This window comes from Dietzia sp. CQ4 (assembly GCF_014145125.1).
GTDB lineage: Bacteria > Actinomycetota > Actinomycetes > Mycobacteriales > Mycobacteriaceae > Dietzia > Dietzia natronolimnaea.
Window position 1 is genome coordinate 1 of the sequence record NZ_JAALDZ010000058.1, and the last position, 24780, is coordinate 24780.

The following is a 24780-nucleotide window of genomic DNA, read 5'->3' on the forward strand; positions in this document are numbered from 1 at the left end:
AGTTACGCAGACGTGAACCCAAACGCAAATCGCCAGGTCAACGGGAGAAATGCGAGACGGCGCCGGTGTGTACCGGCGCCGTCTCCCCCTACCCCCCCGGATCAGTGGATCCGGACCCCGGCCAGGTTCTTCTTGCCGCGCCGGAGGACCAGCCAGGCCCCGTGCAGGAGGTCGCTCGTCGCGGGCGCCCACTCGACATCGTCGACGCGCTGGTTGTTGACGTACGCGCCGCCCTCACCGACGGCACGTCGCGCCGCACCCTTGCTCTCGCACAGACCGGACGCGACCAACAGATCGACGATCGTCCTCGGCTCGTCGGATCCCAGCTCGACCGCGCCGGCGTCCTCGAGCGCGGCACGGAGGGTCCGCTCGTCGAGCTCGGTCAACTCTCCGCGTCCGAACAGTGCCTGGGACGCCGCCTGCACCGATTCCGTGGCCGCCACCCCGTGCACCATCGTGGTCATCTCCTCGGCCAGGCGCTTCTGCGCCGCCCGCAGGTGCGGCTTCTCCCGGGTGAGTGCGTCCAACTCGTCGATCTCCTCCCGGCCCAGGAACGAGAACCACCGCAGGTAGCGGACCACGTCGGCATCTGAGGTGTTGAGGAAGTACTGGTACCAGGTGTAAGCGCTGGTCAGGGCCGGGTCAAGCCAGAGGCTCCCACCGCCCGTCGACTTGCCGAACTTCTTCCCGTCGGACGAGGTGACCAGGGGAACGGTCATCGCGTGCACCGATTCCCCGTCCATCCGGCGGTTCAGATCGACGCCACCGACGATGTTCCCCCACTGATCGGAGCCGCCGATCTGCAGCGTGCACCCCATGGTGCGACGCAGCTGCACGAAATCGTTGGCCTGCAGGAGCATGTAGGAGAACTCGGTGTACGAGATCCCGTCACCGTCCAGACGACGCTTGACCGTGTCACGCCCGAGCATGGTGTTGAGCGAGAAGTGCTTGCCGACGTCGCGGAGGAACTGGATGGCGGTCAGGTGACCGGTCCACTGCATGTTGTTGACCACCCGGGCGCCCACGGGCCCCTCGGTGAGGTCCACGAAGAGCTCGAGCTGACCGGTGATGCGCTCGGCCCACTCGGCCACGGTGTCCGCGGTGTTCATGGTGCGCTCCCCGACCTCGCGGGGGTCGCCGATCATCCCTGTCGCTCCCCCGGCCAGCACGATCGGCCGGTGCCCGGCCAGCTGGAACCGCCGCAGGGTGAGAAGCGGGATCAGGTGACCTGCGTGCAGGCTCGGACCGGTGGGATCGAAGCCGCAGTACAACGACACGGTGCCCTCGTCGAGATGGGCACGGAGCGCGTCGAGGTCGGTCGACTGCGCGATGAGCCCCCGCCACTGCAGGTCTTCGAGGATGTTGGAAGTCACGCGTGCCATTGTTCCCCATCGACGCGGTGGGCTACCACGGGGCGGGGTGCGTCACCCTCGGCGCGCGTGGACTGCGCCGGTAGGCGGAGACCTCCCGGGCGCCCGCCAGCCAGAACCGCCAGGGTCGTTCCGCCTCACGGGAGACACCCACCCGGGGGCCGGACCGGATCTGCGACTCGGGTACCGGATCGGGACGGAAGGTGACCGACGACGTCGGGTCGAGGACATCCGTTCCCCGGTGGGAGAGATCGATGCCCAACACCTTGCCGAGATTCCCCGGCCCGCGGGCCGCGTGCTCCACGGGTATACCGGGCCGGCGGTCGTCCACCACCCGGTGTCCGCCCTCCACCCGGGCGGCGCGCAGCAGTACCCCGCCGCCCTCGCCCGCGGGCCGGCAGGTGATGTTGACGCACCGGTGGATCCCGTGGCTCAGGTACACGTACAGGTGACCGGCGTCGCCGAACATCACCTCGTTTCGCGGGGTCGGACCCGGCCAGGTGTGCGCGGCGGGATCCGGATGGGCTGAGTCGACCGGTCCGCCGTAGGCCTCCACCTCGACCACCCGGACCGAGACGGAGTCATGGGTCAGGACACCCCCGAGCAGTGCGCGCGCGGCCCCGGCCGGGTCCGCTTCGCGGAGCAGCGTGCGGAACGGGTCGGCCCCGGCGTACCGCCGGGTCACTCCTGTGGAGCTGCGCCCGCGGCGGCGAGCAGGTCCGCGTGCTCGGCGTCATCCACCTGACGTGACTCCTCCACCAGTAGGACCGGGATACCGTCATCGATCCGGTACGCGCGGCGGAGGCGGGGGTTGTAGAGCGTGTCGTCGCCCGCCAGGAGGAGCGGACCCTTGTCCTCGGGGCAGGCGAGGATCTCCAGCAGACGGGCATCGATGACGGACATGGCGCTCACCCTACCCAGTGGGCGAGCTCGTCACGGATCTCTCCCAGCCGCCGCCGTTGTTCGGCCACGGCGGTGCCGGCGGTGCCGCCGCGTGCGCTCCGTGACGCGATCGATCCCGTCACGGTGAGCACGTCGCGGACGTCGGGCGTCAGCGCCGGGTCGACGGTCGCCAACTCGTCGTCGGTCAACTCCTCCAGCCCGACGCCGCGGGACTCGGCCACCCGCACGCACTCCCCGGCCGCCTCGTGGGCGACGCGGAACGGCACGCCCTGACGGACCATCCACTCCGCGATGTCGGTGGCCAACGTGTATCCGGCCGGGGCGAGCGCGGCGAGACGCTCCGGGTGGAACGTCAGGGTCGAGACCATGCCGGCCATCGCCGGGAGGAGCAGGTAGAGCTGGGCGACAGAGTCGAAGACCGGCTCCTTGTCCTCCTGCAGGTCCCGGTTGTAGGCCAACGGCTGGGCCTTGAGGGTGGCGAGCAGCCCGGTCAGGTTGCCGATCAACCGACCCGTCTTGCCGCGCATCAGCTCCGCGACGTCCGGGTTCTTCTTCTGCGGCATGATCGAACTACCGGTCGACCACTCGTCGGCCAGGGTCACGTACCCGAACTCCGGGGTCGACCAGGCGATCACCTCCTCCGCCAGACGGGAGAGATCGACAGCGATCTGCGCGAGGACGTAGGCCGCCTCGGCCGCGAAGTCCCGCGAGCTCGTCGCGTCGATCGAGTTGTCCGCCGCGCGGTCGAAGCCGAGCTCCGCCGCGATCGCGTCCGGGTCCAGTCCGAGGGACGACCCGGCCAGAGCGCCCGAACCGTACGGAGACACCGCGAGACGGCGGTCCAGGTCGCGGATCCGATCGACGTCCCGCAGCAACGGCTGCGCGTGCGCCAGGAGCTGGTGCGAGAGCAGGATCGGCTGGGCTGCCTGGAAGTGCGTCTTGCCCGGCATCACGGTCTCGGGGTGCTCGTCCGCCTGCGCCACGAGCGCGTCGACCACGTCGAGCACACCCCCGGCAACCTCACGCACCGCGTCACGCAACCACATCCGGAACAGCGTGGCGACCTGGTCGTTGCGGGACCGGCCGGCACGGAGGCGCCCACCCACCTCGACACCCACCCGGTCGATCAGACCGCGTTCGAGGGCCCCGTGCACGTCCTCGTCGGTTTCTGCCGGGCCGAACGCGCCGGAATCCACGTCCGCGGCGAGGCGGTCCAGACCGTCCAGCATCGCGTCGAGGTCCGCACCGGAGAGCAACCCCGCGCGGTGCAGGACCCTGGCGTGAGCCTTGGAGGCCCTGATGTCGTACGGGGCCAGCTCCCAGTCGAAGTGCGTGGACTTGCTCAGTGCGGCCATCGCCTCGGCGGGCCCGCCCGCGAAGCGGCCACCCCACAGTGCTCCGGCGTTGGTGCCGTGCCGGTCGTCCTGCCGGTCGGCGTCGCTCACAGCCCGAGGTCCCGCTTGGCGGCGATCTTGGAACTCAGACCGTGGAGGTTCACGAAGCCCTTGGCGTAGCTCTGGTCGAACGAGTCCCCCTCGTCATAGGTCGCGAGGTTGAAGTCGTAGAGCGAGGAGTCGGAACGACGACCGTTGACGACGATGGAACCACCGTGCAGGACCATCCGGATGTCCCCGGAGACGTGCTGCTGGGTGTTGTCGATGAAGGCGTCGAGGGCGTACTTCAGCGGGGAGAACCACAGGCCGTCATAGACCGCGTTCGACCACTGGTCGGAGACCCCGGACTTGTACCGCGCCAGCTCACGCTCGAGGGTGACGTCCTCGAGCGCCTTGTGCGCGGTGATGAGGATAATCGCGCCCGGCGCCTCGTACACCTCGCGGCTCTTGATACCGACGAGCCGGTCCTCGACCATGTCCAGCCGCCCCACGCCCTGGGCCCCGCCCCGGCGGTTGAGCTCCACGATGGCCTCGAGCACGGAGACCTTGCGCCCGTCGATCGCCACCGGGATGCCCTCCGAGAAGGTGACGGTGACCTCGTCGGGAGCGGCGAAGTTGAGGGTCGGGTCCTCGGTGTAGTCGTAGACGTCCTTCGTGGGGGCGTTCCACAGGTCCTCGAGGAAACCGGTCTCCACCGCGCGGCCCCAGACGTTCTGGTCGATCGAGAACGGGGACTTCTTGGTCACGTTGATGGGGATCTCGTTCTGCTCCGCGAACTCGATGGCCTTCTCACGCGTCCAGGCGTAGTCGCGGACCGGGGCGATCACCTCGAGGTCCGGGGCGAGCGCACCGAAGCCCACCTCGAAGCGGACCTGGTCGTTCCCCTTGCCGGTGCAGCCGTGCGCGACGGAGGTACCGCCGTGCATCTTGGCCGCCGTGACCAGGTGCTTGACGATCAGCGGGCGGGAGATCGCCGAGACCAGCGGGTACTCCCGCATGTACATCCCGTTGGCCTTGATCGTGGGGGCGCAGTACTCGTCGGCGAACTCGTCGCGGGCGTCCACGACGATCGACTCGACGGCGCCGCAATCCAGTGCGCGCTGCCGGATGACCTCCATGTCCTCACCGCCCTGACCCAGGTCGATGGCGACGGCGACGACCTCGGCTCCGGTCTCCTTGCCGATCCAGCTGATGGCGACAGAGGTGTCGAGGCCGCCGGAGTAGGCGAGGACTACGCGATCGGACATGGTGTGCTCCTTGATGGTTCGGATCTCTAAGGTCTGGGGTCGGGTCGTGGATGTCAGAGTGGGCGGCGGGCGAGGGAGGCGAGCCGGTCCGCGAGCTCGGCGCCTCCGACGGGTTCACGGGCCATCACGAATATGGTGTCATCCCCGGCGATGGTCCCCACCACGTCGTCCAGGTTGGCGCGGTCCAGGGCGCTCGCCAGGAAGTTCGCGGCGCCGGGCGGGGTCCTCAGGACCGCGATGTTGCCACTGTGGTCCGCCGAGACCAGCAGGTCGCCGAGCAGCCTGCCGAGCCTGTCCGTGCCCCCGGGGATCCCCGGGGCCCGGCTGCCGTCCTCCGGGATGATGTAACGGCCCGCGCCTCCGTCGGCGGCCCGGAGCTTGACGGCCCCGAGCTCGTCGAGATCCCGGCTCAGGGTGGCCACCGCGACCGCGATGCCCTCATCGGCCAGGGCCTCCGCCAGTTCGGTCTGGCTCCGGACGGGTCGGCGCTGGAGGATCTCGGCGATCCGGGCGTGCCTGGCGGTCCTGCTGACCGTCCCCACCGTCATCACGACCGCTCCATGAGCCACACGAGCAGCGCCTTCTGCGCGTGGAGCCGGTTCTCGGCCTCGTCGAACACGCGGCCGCGGGGGCCGTCGATGACCTCGGCCGCGATCTCCTTGCCGCGGTAGGCGGGAAGGCAGTGCAGGACGATCACGTCGTCGGACGCCCTGTCGACGGACTCCTGGCCCAACTGGTAACCGGCCAGGTCGCGGAGCCGGTCGGTCGCCGAGTCCTCCATCCCCATCGACACCCAGGTGTCCGTGATGAGGACGTCCGCCCCGGCCACCGCCGAGTCGACGTCGGTCGTGATCCTCACGGAGCCGCCGGTCCCCGCCGCCACGCGCTCGGCGTCCGACACCACCTGCCCCGTCGGTTGGTATCCCTCCGGCGCGGCGATGGTGATGTGCATTCCCGCGGTCGCGAACCCGAGCAGATACGAGTGCCCCATGTTGTTCGCACCGTCGCCGAGATACACCGCGCGCAGGCCGGCGGTGCGACCGAAGTTCTCGCGGATGGTGAGCAGGTCCGCGAGGATCTGGCACGGGTGGAACTCGTCGGTCAGGGCGTTGACGACGGGCACGTCCGAGTGCGCGGCGAGCTCGGCGAGCCCGTCCTGCGAGTAGGTGCGCCAGACGATCGCCTCGACGTAGCGCGACATCACCCTCGCCGTGTCGGAGAGGGTCTCACCCTTGCCCATCTGGGTGGATCCGGAGTCCACCACGATGGCGTTCCCACCGAGTTGGGCGATCCCCGCGTCGAACGAGAACCGGGTCCGCGTGGAGGTCTTGTCGAAGATCACGGCGACCGACCGCGGCCCTTCGAGCGGGCGGGCCGAGAACGGGGCGGCCTTGAGCCGCATCGCCAGATCGAGGACCTCGGCCTGCTCCGCGGGACTGAGGTCGTCGTCCCTCAGGAAGTGCCGCACCGACGACGATGCGGCGGTCATGAGGTGGCCTCCTTCGGGGTGGCGGCGTCGAGGATGCCCGGGAGCCCGGCGACGAACCGGGCGACCTGCTCCTCGGTCAGCACGAGCGGCGGGGCGAGTCGGACCACGTCCGCGGTGGTGGCACCGACGAGGTACCCGGCCTCCCGGGCCGCCCCCTCCACGGCCTTGGCGAGCGGGGCGGTGAGCACGACGCCCAGCAGCAGTCCCCTCCCCCGCACGTGGTCGACCAGCGGGTGATCCAGGCACTCGATCTCCGCGGCGATGATCTTCCCGAGTCGGTCGACGTGCGCGATCAGGTCCTCGGACTCGATCGTGTCGAGAACGGCCAGGGCGGCCGCGCACGCGACGGGGTTACCGCCGAACGTGGTCCCGTGCTGGCCCGCGGTGAGCAGCTCGCCGGCCGCACCGACCGCCAGGCAGGCGCCGATCGGCAGCCCGCCGCCCAGGCCCTTGGCCAGGGTGATCACGTCGGGGACCACGCCGGCCCGCCGCGTGGCGAACATCGCCCCGGTACGACCGATCCCGGTCTGGACCTCGTCGACGATCATGAGGATCCCGTGCTCGCTGCACAACGATCGCACGTCGGCAAGGAAGCCCTCGGGGGGTTCGACGACCCCTCCCTCGCCCTGGATCGGCTCGACGATCACGGCGGCCGTGTCCCCGGGAGCCTGTTCGACGAGAGCGGTGAGCGCGGCTGTGTCGCCGTAGGGGAAGAACTCGACCCCTGCGGGCATCGGTTCGAACGGCTCGCGTTTGGCGGGTTGACCCGTCATCGCGAGGGCGCCCATGGTCCTGCCGTGGAAACCGTTCTCCGCCGCGAGGATCCGCGACCGCCCCGTCCGACGGGCGATCTTGAACGCGGCCTCGTTGGCCTCCGCGCCCGAGTTGCAGAAGAAGGCGCGGACGGGCTCGTCCACCGACAGCAGTGACTCGAGGCGCTCGGCCAGCGCCACCACCGTCGGGTGGATGTAGAGGTTGGACACGTGGCCGAGCTCGGCGACCTGGCGACTGACCGCGTCGACGACCGCCGGATGCGCGTGACCGAGTGAGTTGACCGCGATCCCGCCGAGCAGGTCCACGTACTCGCGGCCGTCCGAGGCGGTGACGGTGACGCCCCGTCCCGAGACGAGCTCGAGCGGCGGGGTGCCGTAGTTGCGCATGAGCGCGCTGTCCCACCGTGCGGTGAGGGACATGGTGTCGGTCCCGGTCATCTCGCTCCTCCTGACGGCGTGCGGATCTCGTGGTCACCCTCGGTGACCATGGTGCCGATGCCGCCCTCGGTGAGAACCTCGAGCAGCACGGAGTGTTCGACGCGCCCGTCGATGACGTGGGCCGCCCGCACCCCGCCCTGCACCGCGCGCAGGCACGCCTCCATCTTGGGGACCATGCCGCTCTCGAGAGACGGCAACACCCGCTCGAGGGGACCGGTCCCGAGGTGCGTGACCAGTGAGGACCGGTCCGGCCAATCGGTGTACAACCCCTCGACGTCGGTGAGGACGACGAGCTTCTCGGCGCCGAGCGCGGTGGCCAGTGCGCCGGCGGCGGAATCGGCGTTGATGTTGTGGACCGTGCCGTCGGCATCCGGGGCGATGGTGGACACGACGGGGATCCGACCGGCCTCGATGAGGTCCAGGACGGCACGGGGATCGACCGACTCGACGTCGCCGACCAGTCCTATGTCGGTCGGTTCGCCGTTCACCATCGCCGTCCGTCGGACCGCGGTGAACAGGCCCGCGTCCTCCCCGGAGATCCCGACCGCGTACGGGCCGTGCGCGTTGATGAGCCCCACCAGTTCTCGGCCGACCTGGCCGAACAGCACCATGCGGACGATGTCCATGACCTCGGGGGTGGTCACACGGAATCCCCCGCGGAACTCGCCCTCCATCCCCAGGCGGCCGAGCATCGACGTGATCTGGGGGCCGCCCCCGTGGACCACCACCGGCTTGAGACCGCAGGTCCGGAGGAACACCATGTCGGCCGCGAACGCCGCCTTGAGCTGGTCGTCGATCATCGCGTTGCCGCCGTACTTGACCACGACGATCTTGTGGTGGAACTTCTGCAGCCACGGCAGCGCCTCGGCGAGGACGTGGGCACGGACGAACGGCGTCAACTCGGTCGACCCGTCGTTCATCTCGGTGGTCATGTCAGGCCTCTTTCGGGCTGGTCGGGAACGGTCAGGGTGAGACGGACGCCGGCACCGCCGCGGTGGCGGAACCGGAACTCCACCCCGTCCGCCGTGGGTGCGGGTTCCGGCCACCGGGTGTGATCGGTGTCCGGTCGGAAGACGAGCACCTCGATCGGTCCGACCTCGGCACCCGACCGGGAGCCGACGATCCGGGCGACGTCCTCGGCGACGGAGTGCGTGAAGGTGAAGTCCTCTCCGGGGACTCCGGCGCCCGGGCCGTCGAGCAGGACGACCGCGCGGATCGACGGGACCTCGGCGCTCAGTGTGCTCCACCGCAACTCCGCGGCGTCGGTTCCCTCGCCCTCGACCTCCAACACGGCCGTCGCGCCCGCGGGAGCCACCCAGAACACCGCGTCGTTGCGCACCGGATCGGACCACGATTCGAGACCGTGGGTGCGGCCACCGGACACCGCGCCGGACAGGATGCCCGCACTCACGGGGCGAGGCCGACCGTGCTGAGCCCCGCCGTCTCGGGCAGTCCGAGTGCCAGATTCATGGACTGGATCGCCCCACCGGCGGTGCCCTTGGCGAGGTTGTCGATCGCCGCGGTGAACACCGCGCGCCCCGCCCGCTCGTCCACCTCGATGCCGAGCTGCACCGCGTTGGACCCGAGCACCGAGGCGGTCATCGGCTGCACACCCTCGGGGAGCACGTGGACGAAGGGTTCGTGGTCCAACGCCTCCGCGTACACGCGCCGCAACTCCCCCGCCGTCGCCGTGGTCGGGGCGACCGCGGTGGTGAGGATGCCCCGGGCCATCGGGGCCAGGACCGGGGTGAAGCTCACCGACACCGGCGCCGCGGTGACCGCCCGCAGGTTCTGGGTGATCTCGGGCGCATGGCGGTGGGTCGTGACGCCGTACGCCTTTGCCGAGCCCATGACCTCCGAGGCGAGCATCGGGACCTTGGCGGACTTCCCCGCGCCCGAGGCACCGGTGACCGAGACGATCGTGATCCCTGACGCGTCGACCAGTCCGGCCGCCACCGCCGGGAACAGCGCGATGCTCGCCCCCGTGGGGAAGCACCCGGGCACCGCGATGCGGCGGGTCGAACGCAGCGCCTCACGCGCGCCGGGGAGTTCGGGCAGACCGTACGGCCAGGTGCCGGCGTGCGCGGACCCGTAGTAGGCCTCCCAGTCCGAGGCGTCGGACAGCCGGAAGTCCGCACCCAGGTCGACGACGAGGACGTCCGGTCCCAGCTGCTCGGCGATCTCCGAGGAGTGCCCGTGCGGCAGTCCCAGGACCACGACGTCGTGCCCGGCCAGGGTGTCCGCACTGGTCTCGACCAGGACGCGCTCCGCGAGCGGCAGGAGATGGGGATGGTGCTCGACCAGCGGCTGCCCGGCGTTGGACCCCGCGGCGAGGGTTCCGATCTCCATCTCGCCCGACTCCAGCGCGGGGTGCCCGAGGAGCAGGCGGAGGAACTCCCCTCCCGCGTAACCCGACGCACCTGCGACCGCTACCTTGATTGCCATGCGCACAAGTATGCATCAGCTTGCAATCTTTTGCACACCGACGTGCCGGCCGCGACGATCCCGGGCCGGTCAGGCTCCGAGTTGACGCCGTCCCCCGCCGAAGCGGCTCTGTCCGAGATCCACTGATCCGCCCACGCGACGCCCCTCCTCGATCCCCGAGGAACCCACCCTCCGCCGTGCACCACGGACCGCCGAGGGGAAACGGCGCCGTAGTTCGGAATCCGCGCGCTGGGCGTCCGACCTCAGGACGAGTCCCGCCCCGACCGCGTCCCCGCTCCCGGCGACGGCTCCGCGTTCGGCCGCGGCCAGTCGGCGTCCCACCTCGAAGGCGAAGCCGGTCATGAACGACTTCCGGTGCGTGACCGGCGAGACGCCGGGAGCCGGCCGCTGGTGCGCTGCCGCCGCGAGCATGACCCCCGTGAGCGCGCCGGCGAGCATCCCCACCCGCTCGACGTGCCGACGCACCCCCACGATGTGGACGACCCTCGCGCCGTCACCGCGGGTGGAGGTGACGGCCCGGCAGTGCATCGCGGCGGCCAGCGATGCCACCAGTCCCACCTGGTCCGGCTGGTATCTCCCGGCGACCACGTGATCGAACACGGTCACTTCCGCGGGTCGCGCATCGGGCCCCGATCTCGCCAGAGCCTCGTCGACGCCGTACTTCGCGAGCAACCCGTAGGCCCGTTCGAGGAACACCTCGGCCTCCGGCGTGCCGGCGACGCTCTCGGCTTTGGCGAACAGTTTGCGGACCCGGTCGAGCGCCTTCGCGGCGGGGGACCCGGCGGAGGCGGTGTGCGTGGTGGACATGGTCTACTCCCGGTGGTCTCGGCTGTGTGATGAGCCGAATATTCGCACAGGTGTACGACAGAGGGGCGGGTCCCGGGCGATCAGTGGTGGAGGAACCAGGTGTGGTCGAGCGGCCCGGCCCCCCGGCCCACCTCGAGATCGAGCCCGCCCCGGAGGGCGCCGTCCATCCACGGACGGACCCGCCGGTACGCGGCCTCCCAGTCATCGGCCGCCACCCGGGCAGTGGCCAGGGCGGAGGACAGCGAGCACCCGGTCCCGTGGGTGTGCGGCGTGTCCACGCGGACGAACGGGAGTCGCAGGGTCGTGCGCCACCCGCCCGCCGAGCGGACGAGGACGTCCTCGGCACTGCCGTCCTCGAGATCGCCGGTCGTGGCGAGCACCGAGCACCCGGTCTGCTCGTGGACGAGTTCGGCCTGCTCCACGATCATCTCGATGCTGCCCGCGGTGGATTCCCCGCACAGGACACCGAGTTCCGGGACGTTGGGGGTGACCAGATCGACGAGCGGGACCAGGTCGCGGAGCATGCGGGAGGCGTCGTCGCTGGCGAGCCTGCCGCCGGTGGTGGCGACCATCACCGGGTCGAGGACGACGTTCGGGGGTCTCCGGCGACGCAGCCAGTCCCCCACCGCCTCGACGAGGGAGGCCTCGCCGAGCATGCCGATCTTGACGGCGTCGATCCGCACGTCGTCCGCCACCGCGTCGAGTTGGGCGACCACGGTCTCGACGGGTACCGCGTGTACGCCGCTGACCCCGAGGGTGTTCTGGATGGTGACCGCGGTGACGGCCCCCATCGCGTACCCGCCCATCGCGGCGACGGACTTGACGTCCGCGAGCAGGCCCGCGCCGCCGGACGGGTCGGTACCGGCGATGCACAGGACCCTCGGGACCCCGGTCGGCTCAGCCACGGAGCGTCGCCCCGACCGCCGCCTGCGCGGCCTCCACCGCCGCCGTGCGCCACCGGGTCGCCTCGTCCTCGGTGAGCGTCCGGTCGTCCGCCCGGAAGCTCAGGGCGTACGCCAGGGACTTGCGACCCTCACCGAGCTGGGTGCCGGTGTAGACGTCGAACAGTCGCACGCTCTCCAGGAGATCCCCGCCGCCCGAGCGCAGGGCCGCCTCGACCGAGGACGCCGGCACGGAGGACTCCACCACGAGCGCGACGTCCTGGTTGACGGCCGGATAGGCCGAGATCGACGGCGCGGGCAGGACCTCACGGGCCCCGATCGCCGTGAGGTCGAGCTCGACCGCGCAGGACCGGGCGGGGAGACCGAGCCGTTCGCACGCGGCCGGGTGCAGCTCCCCGGCATGGCCGACCACGGTGCCGTCGACCAGGACCTCCACGCACCGGCCCGGATGCCACGGTGCGTACTCGGCCGCACGGACCTCGACCTCGGCCCCGAGCGCACGGGCGACGATCCGGGCCGCCTCGACCGCGTCGAGGGCGTCGGCGTCACGGCCCGGCGCGGCATGACCCGCCGGTTCGCGCCTGCCGGTGTAGAGGGCGGCCACGTGCAGGGGCTGCTCCGGCAGCGAGGCCGTCAGCGAGTCCCTCTCCTGCGGCGTCGGCTCGCGGTCGACGGGCAGCATCCCGACCGCCCCGGTGGTGGGGGTGCGGAAGGAGACCTGCGCGACCGAGAACAGCGACAGGTCGCGGGTGCCGCGGGTGAGATTGCGCCGGGCGATCTCCACCAGCGACGGCAGGAGCGTGGTGGCGAGATGCCCCTTCTCGCTCTCCAGGGGGTTGACCACGGACATCGTCCTGCGCCGCTCGTCGTCGTCGTCCAGTCCCATGGCGTCGAACACCGACGGATCACAGAACGGCGAGGTGAGAACCTCGACGTGCCCGGCCGCCGCCAGGGCGTGGCCGACCGCGCGACGCCCCCGCTGGAACGCGGTCAGCCCGCGGCCGGCCGGCGCCGTCGGCAGCACCGACGGGATGTTCTCCAACCCCTCGAGGCGGAGGACCTCCTCCACCAGGTCCGCGGGCAGCGTGAGGTCCGGTCGCCAGGTCGGCGGGGTGACCGCGAGCAGCACCTCGTCGTCCCCGGTGACCGTGCACCCGACCTGCTCCAGGCGGTGGCGCGCGGTGCCGGTCGGGTAGTCCACGCCGGCGACGCGGGAGGGCCTGCCCTCATCGAACGCGATGGTCGGCATGACGGGGGCGGAACCGATGTCGGTGAGCGAGGCCTCGACCGTTCCGCCGGTGATCCCGGCGAGCAGAGTCGCCGCCCGGTCCAGTGCGGCGATCGTGGCCGCGGCGTCGACACCACGCTCGTACCGCTTGCCCGCCTCACTGGGGAGCTTGTGACGGCGGATCGTCCGGAACACCGCGAGGGTGTCCCACACGGCGGCCTCGAGGAGGACGTCCGTGGTCTGCCCGGACACCTCCGTGCTCGCGCCGCCCATGACACCCGCCAGTGAGATCGGCCCGCGGTCGTCGCAGATCACCACGTCCTCGGGGTCCAGCGTCCGCTCGACGTCGTCGAGGGTCGTGAGCACCTCCCCGGACCGCGCCCGGCGGACGACGAGACCGCCCTCGAGCGTCGCGGCATCGAACGCGTGCATCGGGTGCCCGAGCTCGAGCATGACGTAGTTGGTCACGTCGACCGCCGGCGAGATCGGGCGCACGCCCGACAGCAGCAGGCGCCTGGCCATCCACCACGGTGTCCGCGCGGTGGGGTCCACTCCGGTGACCCGGCGCAGGGCGAACCGGCGCGCGCCGGACTCCTCCGTCACCTCGAGCGGCCAGGTCTCGCCCTCGGACCCGAGGCCCTGTTCGACGGCGGGATCGGCGAAGTCCAGGCCGAATCCGCACGCGAGTTCGCGGGCCAGGCCGCGCGCCGACAGGCAGTACCCGCGGTCCGGGGTGACGTTGAGCTCGATGACGGTGTCGGGTCCCGCCGCCCCGGCGTCGAGGACCGGCCCGGCCGGGTCGCCGGGCTCCGCAGTGCCCTCGGCCAGGACGATGATGCCGCTGTGGTCGGATCCGATCCCCAGCTCGGACGCCGAGCAGATCATGCCCTCACTGGGCTTGCCGTACGTCTTCCGCCTGCCGATCTCGAACCCCCCGGGAAGGACGGTTCCGGGCAGCGCGACGACCACCAGGTCGCCCGCCTCGAAGTTCCGCGCCCCGCAGACGATCTGCTGCGGTTCGCCGGCACCCACGTCGACCAGGCAGAAGCGGATGGGTTTCTTGAACCCCTCGAGCTCCTCGATACTGCTGACCCGACCGATCGTGAGCGGTCCCGAGATCTCGGGCAACTGCTCCGGCTCGCCCTCGACCTCGAGGCCGACGCGCACGAACCCCGCGTCGAGCTCGGCCGGGGTCACCGACCAACCGTCGTTGGCCCGCTGCAGGATCTCGGTCAGCCAGGACTGCGCAATTCGCACTGTGGGGGTCCTTGTTCTTCTCGGGTGGAAGGGGCGGTGGGTCAGGCGCGGATGCCGAAGGGCAGCGAGAACCGCACGTCCCCCTCGACCATGTCCCGCATGTCGGACAGTCCGTTGCGGAACTGCAGGGTGCGCTCGAGGCCCATGCCGAACGCGAACCCCGAGTAGACCTCCGGGTCGATGCCGCAGGCGGTCAGCACGTTGGGGTGGACCATCCCGCACCCGCCCCACTCGACCCAGCCCGCGCCGCCCTTCTTCCGCGGGAACCACACGTCGACCTCGGCAGAGGGCTCCGTGAAGGGGAAGTAGTTGGGCCGCATCCGGGTACGGGTCTCCGGTCCGAAGAGCGCGCGGGCGAAGGCGTCGAGCGCACCGCGCAGGTGCGCCATGGTCAACCCCTTGTCGATCGCCAACCCCTCCACCTGGTGGAACACCGGGGTGTGGGTGGCGTCGAGCTCGTCCGTGCGGAACGTCCGACCGGGGCAGGCCACGTAGATCGGCGGCTCCCGATCGAGCATCGTCCGGATCTGCACGGGCGAGGTGTGGGTGCGCAGCACCTGGCGGCTGCCCTCGGGAGCGATGTGGAAGGTGTCCTGCAGGGTGCGCGCGGGGTGGTCCGGGAGGAAGTTCAGGGCGTCGAAGTTGTAGTGCTCCGCCTCGACCTCCGGGCCCTCGGTGATCTCCCAGCCCATCGCCACGAACACGTCCGCGACCTGCTCGGTGATGATCGTGATGGGGTGCTGGGCGCCCACCGGAGCCCGACCCGACGGCACGGTCAGGTCCAGGGTCTCGGCCACGAGGACGGCGGCGTCACGCTCCGCCTGCAGCTCGGCGAGGCGGGCGTCATAGGCCTGCTGGACCCTGCCCCGCGCCACGTTGACGGCCTTTCCGGCGGAGGCCTTCTGCTCCTTGGGCAGCGACCCGAGGGTCCGGCGTCCCAGCGCGATCGGGCTGCGGTCGCCCAGGTGGGCGGTCTTGGCGGCGGCCAGGGCGTCCAGGTCCGTGGCGGCGGCGAACGCCGCCTCGGACTCCGCCGCGTACCCCGCCAGCGACTCCTCGTCGATCCGCACCTCGACAGCGCTCGTGTCTTCGCTCACCTGTGCTCTCGTCCTCCCCGTCACGGCGATCTCCGGCGACCGCCGGCGGCATCCCGCAACAGACTAGTCGATCGGGATCGGACCCCCCGGCCCACCTGCGCGTACCCCCTCGCCGCGAGGGGTCACCCGCTAACGCACCTCGTGAACGGCCCCGGAGTCCACCACGAGCTCGCGGGTCCCCCGGAAACCCTGGCGCATCCGCCGGTCGTGGGTCACCAGCAGGACCGCGCCGTCGAAGGCCTCCACGGCCTGCTCGAGCTGCTCGATCGCGGGTAGGTCCAGGTGGTTGGTGGGCTCGTCCAGCACGAGCAGGTTGACGCCGCGCAGCTGGAGCAGGGCCAGCGCCGCCCTGGTCCGCTCCCCCGGGGACAGGGACGCGCACGACCGGGCGACGTGTTCGCCGCCCAGTCCGAACTTGGCCAGCACCGTCCGACCCTCGGTGGGGTCCAGACCCGCCGGGTCCGCGGCCACGCAGAACGTGTCCAGCAGGGGCCCCGGGCCACCGAACTCCGCGCGGGCCTGGTCGACGCGACCCGCCGCGACGCCGGCTCCCGTGCTCACCCGCCCGGTGTCCGGGAGCCGATCTCCCGCGAGCAGACCCAGCAGCGTGGACTTGCCGGAACCGTTGGCGCCGGAGATCAGCACCCGGTCCCCCGAGTCGATCTGCAGAGTCACCGGACCGAGCGCGAAGTCACCGCGGCGGACGACGGCGTCGGACAACACCGCCACGACCGACCCCGACCGGGGCGCGGTCGCGATCTCCATCTGCAGCTGCCACTCCTTGCGCGGTTCGGCCACCACGTCGAGCCGCTCCATCGCACGCTCGGTCTGGGAGATTTTGGCGGCCTGCTTCTCCGACCGCTGGCCGGCCCGGTTGCGGATGTGCTTGTCCTTCTCGGCATCCTTGCCGCCCGACTTGCGCATGGTGTTGCGGACGCCCTTGTCGAGCCACGTCTTCTGGGTCTGCATGCGGTCCTTGAGCTGACCGACCCGGCCCGCGTACTCCTCGTATGCCTCGCGCGCCCGCTGCCGCGCCAGCGCGCGCTCGGCGAGATACGACTCGTATCCTCCGTCGAATACCGTGATCTGCCGCTGGGCCGAGTCGAGCTCGACGATCCCGGTCACACACCTGGCCAGGAACTCACGGTCGTGACTGACCACCACCATCGGACGCCGCTCGGTCCGCATGAAGTCCTCCAACACCGCGAGCCCCGCCAGGTCGAGGTCGTTGGTCGGCTCGTCCAACAGCAGGATCTCGTACTGGCTGAGCAGCACGGCGGCGAGGGTGACACGGGCGGCCTGGCCGCCCGAGAGCGCCGACATCGGCAGACCCAGAACGGCGACGTCCAATCCGAGCCGGGCGGCGGTCACCGGGATCCGCTCGTCCAGGTCTCCACCGCCGAGGGCCAACCATCGCTCGAGGGCGTCGCCGTAGGCGTCGGCGGCCGAGTCCGAGTCCGCCATCTGCAGCGCGAGCGCGTCCATGTGCGCCTGCGCGTCGGCGACCCCGGTGGCGCGGTGCAGGAAGTCGCGCACCTCCTCGTCGTCGTGGCGCTCCACCTCCTGACGGAGGAACCCCACCGTCGCATGCGGTGGGCTGACGGTGACCGTCCCCGACATCTCGGCGTCGGGCTCGCCGGCGAGGGCGTGGAGCAGTGTCGATTTGCCGGCGCCGTTGGGTCCGGTGAGCCCCCAGACGTCACCCTCGGCGACGACGAGGTCGAGACCGGCGAACAGGGTCCGCGCACCTCGTGAGGCCCCCAGGCCGCGGGCGGTGAGGGTGGCGGTCACGAGGCGGCGGCCTGCAGGCGCGCGCTGGTGTGGAGGCAGATCGAGGCCGCGGTGACGATGTTCAGGCTCTCGGCCCGCCCGCGGAGGGGGATGCGCACGCGGACGTCGGCAGCGTCGGCCAGCGCGTCGGGGACGCCGTGCGCCTCGTTTCCGAAGACCCACGCGGTCGGCCGGGACAGCACGTCGTCGGCGTGTTCGATGTCCACCTCACCGTCGCCGGTGGCCACCGCGACCTGGAGGCCCAGCCGGTGGGCGCGGTCGACCAGGTCCGTCTCGGTGATCCCGCGCACCACGGGGAGATGGAAGAGGCTGCCGGCGGAGGCGCGGACCGCCTTGGTGTTCTCCGGGTCCACCGCGCCCCCGGTGAGCCACACGGCGTCGGCGCCGAGTGCGTCCGAGACGCGGATGAGGGTGCCGACGTTCCCCGGTTCGGCCAGCGCCTGGCCCACCGCGACGAGGCGCACAGACCCCTCGTCCGGGTCCCCGGGGTCGCGGACGACCGACCGGCACAGCGCCACGATGCCCGTGGGCGAGACGGTGTCCGACAGCGCCCTGATCGCACGGTCGGTCACCACGGAGACGGGGACCCCGGATGCCGATGCGGTGGTCACGAGGGTGGCGAATCGGTCGAGCGAGTCCGGGCCGCAGAACACCTCGATCGCCGCCCCGGTCGTCAGGGCCGACTCGACCGAGTTGGCCCCCTCCGCGAGGAAGCGCCCGGCCTTGCGCCGGGCGGCCGCGCGGTGGAGCTTGGATGCGGAAACGACCCGCGGTGTCCGTTCGGTGAACGGATCCGCGGGTCGTCCGGTGCCCTCCCCGGGCAGGGTGCTGTGCGTCACATTCGCAGACGTCAGGCAGCCGGCGCGTTGACGTCGGCCGGCAGGGCCTTGCGCGCGACCTCGATGAGCGCCGTGAAGGCGGCCGGGTCGGTGACGGCCAGGTCGGCGAGCACCTTGCGGTCCACCTCGACGCCCGCGAGCTTGAGGCCCTGGACGAAGCGGTTGTAGGTCATGTCGTTGGCGCGGGCCGCCGCGTTGATGCGGGTGATCCACAGCTTCCGGAAGTCGCCCTTGCGCGCGCGACGGTCACGGTAGCTGTAGGTCATCGAGTGGAGCATCTGCTCCTTGGCCTTGCGGTACAGCCGCGAACGCTGCCCGCGGTAGCCCTTGGTGGACTCGAGTACGGTCCTACGCTTCTTCTGGGCGTTGACTGCCCTCTTCACGCGTGCCACTGGTCAATCCTCACTGATCTGGGTGGTCACCTCACGGCGACCGGAAGTACTACGTATGGGAGAGGGCTCAGAGCCCGAGGAGCCGCTTGATGCGGGGGACGTCGGCCGGGGCGACGTCCGTGCGACCGTCGAGACGACGGGTGCGCTTGGTGGGCTTCTTCTCCATGATGTGGCGGCGGTTGGCCTGCTGGCGCACGAGCTTGCCCGTCCCGGTCTTCCGGAAACGCTTGGCGGTGCCCTTGTGGGTCTTCATCTTCGGCATGATCGGTCTTCCTCACATGGTTCGTCCCGGAGACCGGCGGGGTCTCGGGTGAGCGGACGACGTGCGTCCGGTGGTCGGTGTGGTGCCGGAGTCCTACTCCGAGGCGGGGTCGGTGACCTTCGACTCCTGCGCCTTGACCCGGGTCTTGGCGCCCTTGTGGGGGGCGACGACCATGGTCATGTTGCGGCCGTCCTGCTTGGCACTGGTCTCGACGTATCCGTATTCGGTGATGTCGTCCGCCAGGCGCTGGAGCAGCCGGTACCCGAGCTCGGGGCGGGACTGCTCGCGACCGCGGAACATGATCGTCACCTTGACCTTGGAGCCCTTCTCGAGGAAACGGACGACGTTCCCCTTCTTGGTCTCGTAGTCATGGGTGTCGATCTTGGGCCGGAGCTTCTGCTCCTTGACCACGGTCTGCTGCTGGTTCTTCCGCGACTCGCGCTCTTTCTGCGCCGCCTCGTACTTGAACTTTCCGTAGTCCATGATCTTGCAGACCGGCGGGCGCGCGGTGGGCGCGACCTCGACGAGGTCCAGATCGGCCTCGAGGGCCAGACGAAGTGCATCCTCGACGCGAACGATCCCCACCTGCTCGCCCCCGGGGCCGACGAGTCGGACTTCGGGGACACGGATTCGTTCGTTGATACGTGCTTCGGCGCTGATGGGCCCTCCTCGGTAGATGGTGCTCTGTCCGCGACCGCTGGCGCGGTCGCGCATCCGCCCTCGAGGTACCCACGGCACCACCGGACACACCGGCGATACCGAGAAGGCCCCACGGCACGGATACCGGGGGCCTCTCACTCCTCACCCGTCGACGAGACGTCTCCGCGATACGCTCGCAGACCCCTCGTCGGGGGTGGTGACCATCAAACAACCCAGGGCGTCGGATGGTGGGAGATCGGGCTCCTCTTGGACGTCGGAACCCACCACGAAGCGGATTCCCACAGTCGGAGCAGAACTCTACCAGGATTCCCGGGGACCCCCAAACCGGTCCGACCGCCCGGAGTCGCCCGGCCCGTGGGACAGTGTTCGGCATGAACACCGACCACCCCGCGTCCACAGATCCCGCCGCCGACGCGACCGCAGAGAGTTCTCTCGAGGACCATCTCGACGCCCGCGAGGTCGAGATCGTCGAACTCGCCGACGTCCCCGCCCAGGAGATCATCTTCCGCTCGATCGTCGTGCTGATGAGCGCCGCGGCGGAGAAGCTGGGGCTGTCCGACGACGACCCGACCGCGAGCCCGCATCTCGACCTCGACGAATCGCGCAAGCTGATCACCTCGCTCGCCGGACTCGTGACCGGGTCCGCCGAGTACCTCGGGCCGCAGGCCAGCGTGGTGCGGGATGGACTCCAGGGGTTGCAGCGCGCGTTCCGCGAGGCCAGCGCGTTCCCCGACGAGCCCGGCGAGGGTCCTGGCGAGAAGTTCACCGGCCCCGTCTACTGACCCCCGACTGCCCGACGCCGGGGTACGCGACGCCACGGTCGCACGCTCCGGCGTCGGGTCAGCGCAGGGCCCGTGCCTTGCGTGCCGCCTTGGCCGCGGTCTTGTCCGCGGCCGTCTTCCTCGCGGGCGCCTTCTTCGCGGGCGCCTTCGTGGCCGCGGCCTTGCTCGCCGCCGCCTTCTTGGCGGGCGCACCACCGACCGACGCCGGGACGGTCCGGGATCCCTCCGGGCCCTCCTGCGTGACCGGGAGGACCTGCGCGAGGAAGCGACCGGTGTGACTCTCCGGCACCGCCGCGACCTGTTCGGGGGTGCCCTCGGCCACGACGACGCCACCGCCGGCGCCACCCTCGGGCCCCATGTCGATCACCCAGTCGGCGCTCTTGATCACGTCGAGGTTGTGTTCGATCACGATGACGGTGTTGCCCTTGTCGACCAGCCCCTGGATCACCAGGAGGAGCTTGGTGATGTCCTCGAAGTGCAGACCCGTGGTGGGCTCGTCGAGGATGTAGACGGTCCGTCCACTCGACCGCTTCTGCAGCTCGGCCGCGAGTTTGACCCGCTGCGCCTCACCGCCGGACAGCGTGGGTGCCGACTGGCCCAGACGCACGTACCCCAGGCCGACCTGCGAGAGGGTCTTGAGGTACCGGTGGATCGAGGTGATCGGCTCGAAGAACTCGCACGCCTCCTCGATGGGCATGTCGAGCACCTCGGCGATGGTCTTTCCCTTGTAGTGCACCTCGAGAGTCTCGCGGTTGTACCGGGCGCCGTGACACACCTCGCACGGGACGTAGACGTCCGGCAGGAAGTTCATCTCGATCTTGAGCGTGCCGTCCCCCTGACACGCCTCGCAACGGCCGCCCTTGACGTTGAACGAGAACCGCCCCTGCTTGTAGCCCCGGACCTTGGCCTCGGTGGTCGCCGCGAACAACGTCCGGATCTTGTCGAACACCCCGGTGTACGTGGCCGGGTTGGACCGCGGGGTGCGACCGATCGGTGACTGGTCCACCTGGACCAGCTTGTCGAACGACTCCACCCCGTCGATGCGGGAGTGCCGTCCGGGAACCTGGCGCGCCCGGTTGAGCTGGTTGGCCAGCGAGGTGGCGAGGATGTCGTTGACGAGCGTGGACTTGCCTGAGCCGGACACGCCGGTGACTGCACACAGCACACCGCCCGGGAACACCACGTCGACGTTCTTGAGATTGTTCTCGCGAGCCCCGCGCACGTGGAGGACCTTCTCCGGGTTCAGTCCACGCCGCGTGTCGGGCACCGCGATCGACCGCCGCCCCGCCAGGTAGTCACCCGTGAGCGACTCCTCGCTGGCCAGCAGACCCTCGTAGTCCCCGGAGTGCACCACCCGTCCGCCGTGTTCGCCGGCCAGGGGGCCGATGTCCACGATCCAGTCCGCCGCGCGGATGGTGTCCTCGTCGTGCTCCACCACGAGCAGCGTGTTCCCCAGGTCCCTCAGCCGGACGAGAGTGTCGATCAGGCGACGGTTGTCCCGCTGGTGCAGACCGATGGACGGCTCGTCGAGCACGTAGAGCACGCCGGCGAGACCGGACCCGATCTGGGTGGCCAACCGGATGCGCTGGGCCTCCCCGCCGGACAGGCTGCCCGCCACCCGGTCCAGGGACAGGTAGTCCAGTCCCACGTCGAGGAGGAAACCCATGCGGGCCTGGATCTCCTTGAGGACCCGGCCGGCGATCATCGCCTGGCGGGAGTCCAGTTCGAGGCCGTCCAGGAACTCGGCGCAGTCCGCGACCGACATCCGGGAGATGTCGGCGATCGACCGGTCACGCCCGCCGGGGCCGGTCATCGTGACGGCGAGGATCTCCGGCTTGAGACGGGTCCCCTCACAGGCGGGGCACGGCACCTCCCGCATGTACCCCTGGTAGCGCTCCTTCTGCGACTCCGACTCCGTCTGCTCCAGTCGGCGTTTGAGGAACGACATGACGCCCTCGAACTTGGCGTCGTAGGTCCGGACCCGGCCGTAGCGGTTCTTGTACCGCACCCGGACCTTCGTCGACGCCCCTCCGAGCACCGCCTTGCGCACCTTGGCGGGCAGGTCCTGCCAGGGGGTGCGCAGGTCGAAGCCCAGGTCGTCGGCCAGTCCCGAGAGCAACTGCTGGAAGTAGTCGGCGCTCTGGCCCCCCGACCACGGGGCGATCGCGCCGTCCGCCAACGACCGCTCGGGATCGGGTATCACCAGGTCGGGGTCCACCTCGAGGTGCGAGCCGAGCCCGTCGCAGACCGGGCAGGCGCCATAGGGGGAGTTGAAGGAGAACGCGCGGGGTTCCAGGTCGTCGAGCCCGATCGGGTGGCCGTTGGGGCAGGCCATGTGCTCGGAGAACCGGCGCCGCCGGCCGGGGTCGGCCTCGTCGAGGTCCACGTAGTCGATGACGATCACCCCGTCCGCCAGTCCCAGCGCGGTCTCGACGGAATCGGTGAGCCGCTGGCGGGAGGAGGGTTTGGCGGCGAGGCGGTCCACGACCACCTCGATGTCGTGCTTCTCCTGCTTCTTGAGCGTCGGCGGCTCCGCGAGGGTGTGGAGTTCTCCGTCCACCCGCACGCGGTTGTACCCGTCGGCCGCGAGTTGGGCGAAGAGGTCGACGAACTCGCCCTTGCGGGTGCGCACGACCGGCGCCAGCACCTGGAACCTGGCGCCCTCCTCCCCCTCGAGGATCTGGTCGACGATCTGCTGAGGGGTCTGACGCGAGATCACCTCTCCGCACGTCGGACAGTGCGGAACACCCGCCCGCGCGTAGAGCAGACGCAGGTAGTCGTAGACCTCAGTGATGGTGCCCACCGTCGACCGGGGGTTCCGGTTGGTGGACTTCTGGTCGATCGACACCGCCGGGGAGAGTCCCTCGATGAAGTCGACGTCCGGCTTGTCCATCTGACCGAGGAACATGCGCGCGTAGGAGGAGAGGGATTCGACGTACCGACGCTGCCCCTCGGCGAAGATGGTGTCGAAGGCCAACGAGGACTTGCCGGAGCCCGACAAACCCGTGAAGACGATCAGGGAGTCGCGCGGGACGTCGATGTCCACGCCCTTGAGGTTGTGTTCCCGTGCGCCGCGGACGACCAGACGGTCCACCATGGGTACTCCTTCCGAGGGGGATGTCGCCACGGACCCGTGGCGGTGGCCGTGCGCGCCGCATGGCCGCCGTCCCGCAGACGAAGGTACCAACGAACCCCGACACGCTTACCACCACGAACCGCCGTCGCCGCCAGTAGCCTGCAATTATGTCGAATCCCACCGAGTTCGTCCCCGAGCACATCACCCTCACCGAGGGCTACTCCGGCCGCCTGGGTGGCCGCCTGACCGGTGAGCGCTGGACCGTCGGCCCGGCCCGGTTGTCCAAGATCTCCGTCGGGGAGATGGACAACAACGTCTACGTGATCGAGTCCGTCTCGACTGGCGCGGCACTCCTCGTCGACGCCGCGAACGACGCCCCCCAGCTCATCGCGCACCTGCAGGCGCACGCCCCCGGGGTGAGAGAGGTGGTCACGACCCACCTGCACGCCGACCACTGGATCGGCCTGTCGGAGACCGTCGAGGCCCTCGGCCTCACCACCATCGCCTCACCCGGTGACGCCGGGGACATCCACGTACCGACCGACCGCCACGTCTCCCACGGTGACGAGCTCGTCGTGGGGGACCTGCGCCTCGGGGTGATCGGCCTGCGGGGTCACACCCCGGACGGCATCGGGCTCCTCCTCCGCACCGAGGAGGGGACCCACCTGTTCCCCGGGGACTCCCTCTTCCCCGGCGGACCGGGCAAGACGGGCACCCGGGAGCAGTTCGACACCCTCATGGACGACCTCGAGTCCCGGGTCTTCGCCGTGCTCGAGGACGACGTGGTGGTCCACCCCGGGCACGGGGACGACACCACGCTCGGGGCCGAGCGTCCGAACCTCGGCACGTGGCGAGAGCGCGGCTGGTGACGCCCGACGGCACCGACCGACCGGCCGATCAGAATCGTTATCCGGCCCCCGTCACAGCTGATCGTCCCAGCGCATCACACAGGTCCGTAGGGTCCGTGGCGGGGGACGATCCTCCGACCGGAGGCGCCGGGCCGGGGTTTTCACTAGGTTCGACCACGCATCCCAATTCCCAGGAGGAACGATGATCCGACGACTCGCACGACCCATGCTCGCCACGGTGTTCGTCATCGACGGCGTGGAGACGCTACGCAATCCGCAGGCCCATGTGGCCAAGGCGGCCCCGCTCGTGGACAAGGCCGCACCCCTGGTGGAGAAGGGCGAGCAGGCCGTCAACGAGCACGTGACGACCTCCGTGCCGCCGGTCACCAAGGACACCGAGACCCTGGTCAAGGCTCTCGCGGGAGTCAAGGTCGGTGCCGGTGTGCTGTTCGCGCTCGGCAAGGCCCCCCGCCTGTCGGCCCTCGCCCTCACGGCGTCGCACCTGCCCACGACCGTCACCCGCAACGACTTCTGGGCGGAGTCCGACCCCGCCGCCAAGAGCCGCAAGACCACCGGTCTGGCGACCGACGTCGCCCTGCTCGGTGCGCTCCTGCTCGCGTCGGTCGACACCGCCGGCCAGCCGGGCCTGACGTGGCGTGCCCGCAAGGCCGGGGACAAGGTCTCGGCCAAGCTGCCCGGCGCCAAGGCCGAGTCCGTGGCCGCCGGCGCCGCCATCGCGGGGGTCGCCCACAACGTGGCCGACCACGCCCGCGGTGTCGC

Annotated in this window: 24 protein-coding genes; 3 read left to right on the top strand and 21 right to left on the bottom strand. The window is 70.6% G+C overall.

The window, feature by feature from the left end:
* Nucleotides 1-101: 101 nt before the first annotated feature.
* The 20 genes from tyrS to infC form a co-directional block, all read right to left on the bottom strand.
* Nucleotides 102-1373, bottom strand: a complete 1272-nt coding sequence (gene tyrS / locus G6031_RS04125; protein ID WP_311201625.1) for a tyrosine--tRNA ligase — start codon at nucleotides 1371-1373, stop codon at nucleotides 102-104.
* A 31-nt stretch (nucleotides 1374-1404) separates the two neighbouring features.
* Complete coding sequence (locus G6031_RS04130; RefSeq protein WP_304816390.1) at nucleotides 1405-2055, bottom strand: DNA-3-methyladenine glycosylase; 651 nt, start codon at nucleotides 2053-2055, stop codon at nucleotides 1405-1407.
* Nucleotides 2052-2273 (bottom strand): Trm112 family protein, encoded by a 222-nt coding sequence (locus G6031_RS04135; protein ID WP_179525175.1) that lies wholly within the window; start codon nucleotides 2271-2273, stop codon nucleotides 2052-2054. The genes G6031_RS04130 and G6031_RS04135 overlap by 4 nt, the downstream gene beginning before the upstream one ends.
* A 5-nt stretch (nucleotides 2274-2278) precedes the next feature.
* Entirely contained in the window at nucleotides 2279-3718 is a 1440-nt protein-coding gene (argH, locus tag G6031_RS04140) for an argininosuccinate lyase (protein ID WP_095717202.1), read from the bottom strand.
* Nucleotides 3715-4914, bottom strand: a complete 1200-nt coding sequence (locus G6031_RS04145; protein ID WP_182652531.1) for an argininosuccinate synthase — start codon at nucleotides 4912-4914, stop codon at nucleotides 3715-3717. Before G6031_RS04145 ends, argH begins: the two co-directional genes overlap by 4 nt.
* A 53-nt stretch (nucleotides 4915-4967) precedes the next feature.
* A complete protein-coding gene (locus tag G6031_RS04150; protein ID WP_182652532.1) occupies nucleotides 4968-5462 on the bottom strand; it encodes an arginine repressor in 495 nt (164 codons plus the stop codon).
* On the bottom strand, nucleotides 5462-6403 hold the full coding sequence (gene argF / locus G6031_RS04155) for an ornithine carbamoyltransferase (RefSeq protein WP_182652533.1): 942 nt from the start codon (nucleotides 6401-6403) through the stop codon (nucleotides 5462-5464). Before argF ends, G6031_RS04150 begins: the two co-directional genes overlap by 1 nt.
* Nucleotides 6400-7614: an acetylornithine transaminase gene (locus G6031_RS04160; protein ID WP_095717206.1), complete on the bottom strand. Its 1215-nt coding sequence runs from the start codon at nucleotides 7612-7614 to the stop codon at nucleotides 6400-6402. Before G6031_RS04160 ends, argF begins: the two co-directional genes overlap by 4 nt.
* Nucleotides 7611-8546 (bottom strand): acetylglutamate kinase, encoded by a 936-nt coding sequence (gene argB, locus G6031_RS04165; RefSeq protein WP_182652534.1) that lies wholly within the window; start codon nucleotides 8544-8546, stop codon nucleotides 7611-7613. The genes G6031_RS04160 and argB overlap by 4 nt, the downstream gene beginning before the upstream one ends.
* Complete coding sequence (locus G6031_RS04170) at nucleotides 8543-9025, bottom strand: hypothetical protein (protein ID WP_179525173.1); 483 nt, start codon at nucleotides 9023-9025, stop codon at nucleotides 8543-8545. The genes argB and G6031_RS04170 overlap by 4 nt, the downstream gene beginning before the upstream one ends.
* Nucleotides 9022-10059 carry an N-acetyl-gamma-glutamyl-phosphate reductase gene (gene argC, locus G6031_RS04175; RefSeq protein WP_182652535.1) on the bottom strand — a complete coding sequence of 346 codons (1038 nt, stop codon included), beginning with the start codon at nucleotides 10057-10059 and terminating at the stop codon, nucleotides 9022-9024. Before argC ends, G6031_RS04170 begins: the two co-directional genes overlap by 4 nt.
* Nucleotides 10060-10128: 69 nt before the next feature.
* Nucleotides 10129-10866: a DUF2786 domain-containing protein gene (locus G6031_RS04180; protein ID WP_182652536.1), complete on the bottom strand. Its 738-nt coding sequence runs from the start codon at nucleotides 10864-10866 to the stop codon at nucleotides 10129-10131.
* A gap of 80 nt (nucleotides 10867-10946) precedes the next feature.
* Nucleotides 10947-11771: a bifunctional hydroxymethylpyrimidine kinase/phosphomethylpyrimidine kinase gene (thiD, locus tag G6031_RS04185; protein ID WP_095717211.1), complete on the bottom strand. Its 825-nt coding sequence runs from the start codon at nucleotides 11769-11771 to the stop codon at nucleotides 10947-10949.
* Entirely contained in the window at nucleotides 11764-14253 is a 2490-nt protein-coding gene (gene pheT / locus G6031_RS04190; RefSeq protein ID WP_182652537.1) for a phenylalanine--tRNA ligase subunit beta, read from the bottom strand. Before pheT ends, thiD begins: the two co-directional genes overlap by 8 nt.
* Before the next feature lie 41 nt (nucleotides 14254-14294).
* Entirely contained in the window at nucleotides 14295-15350 is a 1056-nt protein-coding gene (gene pheS / locus G6031_RS04195; RefSeq protein ID WP_182652538.1) for a phenylalanine--tRNA ligase subunit alpha, read from the bottom strand.
* A 129-nt stretch (nucleotides 15351-15479) separates the two neighbouring features.
* Complete coding sequence (locus G6031_RS04200) at nucleotides 15480-17141, bottom strand: ATP-binding cassette domain-containing protein (protein WP_182652539.1); 1662 nt, start codon at nucleotides 17139-17141, stop codon at nucleotides 15480-15482.
* Entirely contained in the window at nucleotides 17138-17980 is an 843-nt protein-coding gene (locus tag G6031_RS04205; protein ID WP_182652540.1) for an RNA methyltransferase, read from the bottom strand. The genes G6031_RS04200 and G6031_RS04205 overlap by 4 nt, the downstream gene beginning before the upstream one ends.
* 11 nt (nucleotides 17981-17991) lie before the next feature.
* Nucleotides 17992-18372 carry a 50S ribosomal protein L20 gene (rplT, locus tag G6031_RS04210; RefSeq protein WP_095717216.1) on the bottom strand — a complete coding sequence of 127 codons (381 nt, stop codon included), beginning with the start codon at nucleotides 18370-18372 and terminating at the stop codon, nucleotides 17992-17994.
* Between the two features lie 67 nt (nucleotides 18373-18439).
* Nucleotides 18440-18634 (bottom strand): 50S ribosomal protein L35, encoded by a 195-nt coding sequence (gene rpmI, locus G6031_RS04215; protein ID WP_007630819.1) that lies wholly within the window; start codon nucleotides 18632-18634, stop codon nucleotides 18440-18442.
* 93 nt (nucleotides 18635-18727) lie between these two features.
* A complete protein-coding gene (infC, locus tag G6031_RS04220) occupies nucleotides 18728-19348 on the bottom strand; it encodes a translation initiation factor IF-3 (protein ID WP_095717217.1) in 621 nt (206 codons plus the stop codon).
* A gap of 317 nt (nucleotides 19349-19665) precedes the next feature.
* On the opposite strand from infC, the gene G6031_RS04225 reads away from it, so the two are divergent.
* The gene (locus G6031_RS04225; RefSeq protein WP_095717218.1) at nucleotides 19666-20076 is read left to right on the top strand and encodes a DUF1844 domain-containing protein; all 411 of its coding nucleotides are present in this window, start codon (nucleotides 19666-19668) and stop codon (nucleotides 20074-20076) included.
* 58 nt (nucleotides 20077-20134) lie between these two features.
* On the opposite strand, the gene uvrA is transcribed toward G6031_RS04225, so the two are convergent.
* Nucleotides 20135-23173, bottom strand: coding sequence for an excinuclease ABC subunit UvrA (uvrA, locus tag G6031_RS04230; protein ID WP_182652541.1), 3039 nt, complete (start codon nucleotides 23171-23173; stop codon nucleotides 20135-20137).
* Between the two features lie 146 nt (nucleotides 23174-23319).
* Here uvrA and G6031_RS04235 point away from each other — a divergent pair, with 146 nt between their 5' ends.
* Complete coding sequence (locus G6031_RS04235; RefSeq protein ID WP_182652542.1) at nucleotides 23320-24021, top strand: MBL fold metallo-hydrolase; 702 nt, start codon at nucleotides 23320-23322, stop codon at nucleotides 24019-24021.
* Nucleotides 24022-24202: 181 nt separating this feature from the next.
* A partial coding sequence (locus G6031_RS04240) for a DoxX family membrane protein (RefSeq protein ID WP_182652543.1) occupies nucleotides 24203-24780 on the top strand: 578 nt, incomplete at its 3' end.